Annotated in this window: 6 protein-coding genes; all 6 read left to right on the top strand. The window is 62.6% G+C overall.

Annotated elements, in window-relative coordinates; translation table 11 throughout:
• Nucleotides 1-317: acyl-CoA dehydrogenase C-terminal domain-containing protein (locus EPO09_RS21040; RefSeq protein ID WP_290646363.1), on the top strand; the 317-nt coding region annotated here is incomplete at its 5' end.
• A gap of 35 nt (nucleotides 318-352) precedes the next feature.
• On the top strand, nucleotides 353-634 hold the full coding sequence (locus EPO09_RS21045; protein WP_290646365.1) for a Dabb family protein: 282 nt from the start codon (nucleotides 353-355) through the stop codon (nucleotides 632-634).
• 12 nt (nucleotides 635-646) lie between these two features.
• Complete coding sequence (locus EPO09_RS21050; RefSeq protein ID WP_290646367.1) at nucleotides 647-1441, top strand: SDR family oxidoreductase; 795 nt, start codon at nucleotides 647-649, stop codon at nucleotides 1439-1441.
• Nucleotides 1442-1495: 54 nt separating this feature from the next.
• Nucleotides 1496-1960 (top strand): PaaI family thioesterase, encoded by a 465-nt coding sequence (locus EPO09_RS21055; protein ID WP_290646369.1) that lies wholly within the window; start codon nucleotides 1496-1498, stop codon nucleotides 1958-1960.
• A 116-nt stretch (nucleotides 1961-2076) separates the two neighbouring features.
• On the top strand, nucleotides 2077-3105 hold the full coding sequence (locus EPO09_RS21060; RefSeq protein ID WP_290646371.1) for an NADP-dependent oxidoreductase: 1029 nt from the start codon (nucleotides 2077-2079) through the stop codon (nucleotides 3103-3105).
• A 28-nt stretch (nucleotides 3106-3133) separates the two neighbouring features.
• On the top strand, nucleotides 3134-4063 hold the full coding sequence (locus tag EPO09_RS21065; RefSeq protein ID WP_290646373.1) for an SDR family oxidoreductase: 930 nt from the start codon (nucleotides 3134-3136) through the stop codon (nucleotides 4061-4063).
• The last annotated feature ends 245 nt before the right edge of the window (nucleotides 4064-4308 follow it).

The following is a 4308-nucleotide window of genomic DNA, read 5'->3' on the forward strand; positions in this document are numbered from 1 at the left end:
AGAAGGTGGGTGCGACCACCAAGGCTGCCTGGTCCACTGGCGTGCCTGAAGAGGCACTGGCCAATGCCACGCCCTATCTGCAGGCCTTTGGCCATACCGTGCTGGCCTGGATCTGGCTGGAGCTGGCGCTGGCGGCCAAGGCTGCGCAGGCCCAAGGACAGTGGGACAAGAGCCCGCTGGGCGATGGCTTCCTCAAAGGCAAGCTCGCATGCGCCGACTACTTCTATCACTTCGAATTGCCCAAGATCGACGCCTGGCTGGGTGTGGTTGCCAAGCGTGACCTGACCTGCGCGCAAGCCCAGGCCGACTGGTTCTGATTTTTATCTATTCATTACACCGAGAGAGACAAACCATGTTGAGACACATCGTGATGTGGACGCTCAAGCGCCCCGAAGACGCCGCCAAGGTCAAAGCTCTGCTGGACAGCTGCAAAGGGCTGGTGCCTGGCATGCACGAGTTCGATGTCGGCATCAAGACGGAAGGCCTGGAGGCCAACTGTGATGTGGTGCTGGTGTCCACCTTCGAGAGCAAGGATGCGCTGGCCGCCTACATTCCTCATCCGCATCATCAGGGGGTGGTCGCCCAGATCCGCGAAATGGCAGCGACCCGCCACGTGGTCGACTACAACGTGTGAGGCGAGGGCAGCATGACTGACGCACGCAAGGTTCAACAACTGTTCGATCTCACGGGCAAGAAGGCCCTGATCACCGGTGGCTCGCGCGGTCTGGGCTTGCAGATGGCCTATGCATTGGGCGAGGCGGGTGCCAAGGTGGTGATCAGCTCGCGCAAGTCGGCGGATCTGGAGGCGGCTGTGCAGGACCTGCAAGCGGCGGGCATCGACGCCCGCTGGATAGCCGCCGATGCCGGCAAGGCCGAAGACATCCAGCGCCTGGCCGATGAAACGCTGGAGCGCATCGGTGATGTGGACATCCTCGTCAATAACGCGGGCGCCACATGGGGCGCACCCGCTGCCGAGCACCCGGTTGAGGCCTGGGACAAGGTCATGAACCTGAATGTGCGCGGCTACTTCCTGCTGTCGCAAGCGATTGCCAAAGCCAGCATGATCCCGCGCAAGCAGGGCCGCATCATCAATGTGGCCTCGATCGCCGGCCTGCGCGGCAACCCCCCTTTCATGCAGACCATTGCCTACAACACCAGCAAGGGTGCCGTCATCAACTTCACGCGGGCACTGGCCTGCGAGTGGGGGCACCTGGGCATCCGCGTCAACGCGATTGCGCCAGGCTTCTTCCCAAGCAAGATGACCGCTGGTACGCTGGCCATGGTGGGCGAAGAGACCATTGCCAACCGCGCGCCGCTGCTGCGCGTGGGCGACGACGAAGACCTCAAGGGGGCCACGCTGCTGTTCGCGTCTGACGCGGGCAAGCACATCACCGGGCAGATCCTGGCGGTGGACGGCGGCGTCAGCGCGCTGATTGGTTGAGGGGGCGCTGGATGATGTACCCAAGACTCGCACGCGTTTTCAGCAAGGACTGACATGGCCATCCCCTTTGCGGTTCGCATCCCCTTCATCGAGCAGATCGGCTGCGAGATGCAGCGCTATGAAAACGGTGAAGCCGAGATCACGCTCGACGTGCAGGATCAGCACACCAACTCATTCGGCGTGGCGCACGGTGGCTTGATGATGACTTTGCTGGATGTGGCCATGGCTCATGCAGCGCGCAGCTTGAACCTGGATCAGCCAGATGGTGGGCCTGGCCTCGTCACCATCGAGATGAAGACCACCTTCATGCGTCCTGGGCTTGGCCAGATCAAGGCTGTGGGCAGCGTGCTGCATTCAACTGCCTCCATGGCCTTTACGGAAGGCAAGGTGCTGGATTCAAAAGGCCGTGTGTGCGCCCATGCCACCGCCACGTTCAAGTTCCTGCGCGCCTTGCCGGTGTCCGACCGCGAAGTGCGGCCGGCTGCCAAACCTTTGCTTCAAGGGCCTGGTTCTGATTGAGCATCGACGCCAGTCCATCACGTATTTGACCTGACAGGCGCCTTGTGCGCCATCCCGATCGGACGCCCGCATGGCGTTCTTCCGCCACCCAGCATTGACGCTGAAGGAGAGTTCCCATGACCACCAACCATCAGATTCTGCTGGCCTCGCGCCCGCAAGGCGAAGCCACCGTGGATAACTTCAAGCTTGTTGAAGTGCCCGTGCCCACGGCCGATCAACTGAGCGATGGCCAGGTGCTGGTGCGCCATCACTTCATGTCGCTCGACCCCTATATGCGCGGCCGCATGAACGACAGCAAGAGCTACGCCGATCCGCAGCCGCTCGACACCGTGATGATCGGCGGCACGGTGGGTGAGGTGGTGCTGAGCAAGCACCCGCGCTTCGCACCTGGCGACAAGGTGCTGGGCATGGGCGGCTGGCAGGAGTATTCGGTGGTGGACGCCAGCGTGAAGGGCGCCATGCTGCACAAGGTCGATACCACGCACATCCCGCTGTCGGCCTACCTGGGCTCGGTGGGCATGCCTGGAGTCACAGCCTGGTACGGCCTGATCAAGATCATTGCACCCAAGAGCGGCGAGACGGTGGTGGTCAGTGCCGCCAGTGGCGCCGTGGGCAGTGTGGTGGGGCAGTTGGCCAAGGCCCGTGGTTGCCGCGTGGTGGGCGTGGCCGGTGGCGCCGACAAGTGCCGCTATGTGACCGAGGAACTCGGCTTTGATGCCTGCATCGACTACAAGCAGCACAGCGACCCCAAGGCTTTCTACAAGGCTCTCAAGGAAGCCACGCCCAATGGTATCGACGGCTACTTCGAGAACGTGGGCGGCATGATCCTGGACGCCGTGCTGCTGCGCATGAACGCGTTTGGCCGCATCGCCATGTGCGGGATGATCGCCGGCTATGACGGCCAGCCGCTGCCCATGCAGAACCCCGCACTGATTCTCGTCAACCGCCTGAAGATCGAAGGTTTCATCGTCAGCGAGCACGCTGATGTCTGGCCTGAGGCCACGATGGAGCTGGGCACGATGGTGGCCACCGGCAAGATGAAGTTTCGCGAATCCGTGGCCCAGGGCATCGCCAGCGCGCCCGAGGCCTTCCTGGGCTTGCTCAAGGGCAAGAACTTCGGCAAACAGCTGGTCAAACTGATCTGATCCCCATAGCAGGACACAGGACAACAACATGTCGACTTTGAATTTGCAAGCAGGCCAGACGGCCGTGATCACCGGCGCAGGCAGCGGCTTTGGCCTGGAGCTGGCACGGTTGGGCGCGAAGAAGGGCTTGAACCTCGTGCTGACCGATGTGCAGCAGGATGCGCTGGATGCCGCCGTGGCCGAGCTGAGCGCCACGGGCGTGAAAGTGGTGGCCTTGCGCGGTGATGTATCACGTGCTGAAGACATTCAAGCCTTGGCTGACATCTGCATGGAGCGCTTTGGCGCGCCGCATATCGTGATCAACAACGCGGGCGTAGCCCACGGTGGCCTGATCTGGGAACACACGCAGCGCGATTGGGAATGGGTGATCGGTGTGAACCTGTTTGGTGTGATCCACGGCATGCGCATCTTCACGCCGCTGATGCTGGCGGCCGCACGTAAGGATCCGAGCTACCAAGGGCACATGGTGAACGTGGCCTCGATGGCCGGCTTGTTGAACTCGCCGAACATGGGTGCTTACAACGTGAGCAAGCATGCGGTGGTGAGCTTGTCTGAGACGCTGTATCAGGATCTGGCCTTGGTGACGGAGCAGGTGCATGCCTCGGTGCTGTGCCCGTACTTCGTGCCAACGGGGATCCACTTGTCGCACCGCAATCGCCCTGCAGACATGCGCAGCGAGGGCAAGCCTACGCCGAGCCAGATGATTGCGCAGGCGATGAGCACGAAGGCGGTCACGTCTGGCAAGGTGACGGCCACGGACACGGCCGAGCTGGTCTACAAGGCGATCGAGTCGGGGCAGTTCTACATCTACACGCATCCGCAGGCTTTGGGCATGGTGCAGACGCGTCTGGAAGATGTGGTGCAGGGGCGTAATCCGACGGATCCGTTTGCGGGCAAGCCGGAGATCGGGCTGCAGTTGCGTCAGGCTTTGCGTGAGGCGATGGAGAAGCAGGGCTGATTGCCTTTGTGTTTGTCTGTCTGTTGCATGCCTTGGTAGGGGCGCTTTCGCGCTGCGGCGCGGGGCGCGGCCGAGGTGGCATGCGTCCGGGCTTCAATGCTGGCGGTCCCGCTGCGCGGGACTGCTCTGCGGTGCTCGTCCAGCTCAGGTGGCTGCGCAACTCGGCCTGCGGCCTCAAACATGCTCGCCATCCCCTTGCTTGCAGCAAGGGGCAAACCTGAGCCTCCCTGCGCGCCTTCGACGCC

Origin of the sequence: Aquabacterium sp. (assembly GCF_004297345.1) — a bacterium.
Classification (GTDB): Bacteria; Pseudomonadota; Gammaproteobacteria; order Burkholderiales; family Burkholderiaceae_C; genus Aquabacterium.

Coding starts and splice junctions, on each gene's coding strand:
- EPO09_RS21045 (WP_290646365.1), top strand. CDS start 353: ATGTTGAGACACATCGTGATGTGGACGCTCAAGCGCCCCGAAGACGCC.
- EPO09_RS21065 (WP_290646373.1), top strand. CDS start 3,134: ATGTCGACTTTGAATTTGCAAGCAGGCCAGACGGCCGTGATCACCGGC.
- EPO09_RS21060 (WP_290646371.1), top strand. CDS start 2,077: ATGACCACCAACCATCAGATTCTGCTGGCCTCGCGCCCGCAAGGCGAA.
- EPO09_RS21050 (WP_290646367.1), top strand. CDS start 647: ATGACTGACGCACGCAAGGTTCAACAACTGTTCGATCTCACGGGCAAG.
- EPO09_RS21055 (WP_290646369.1), top strand. CDS start 1,496: ATGGCCATCCCCTTTGCGGTTCGCATCCCCTTCATCGAGCAGATCGGC.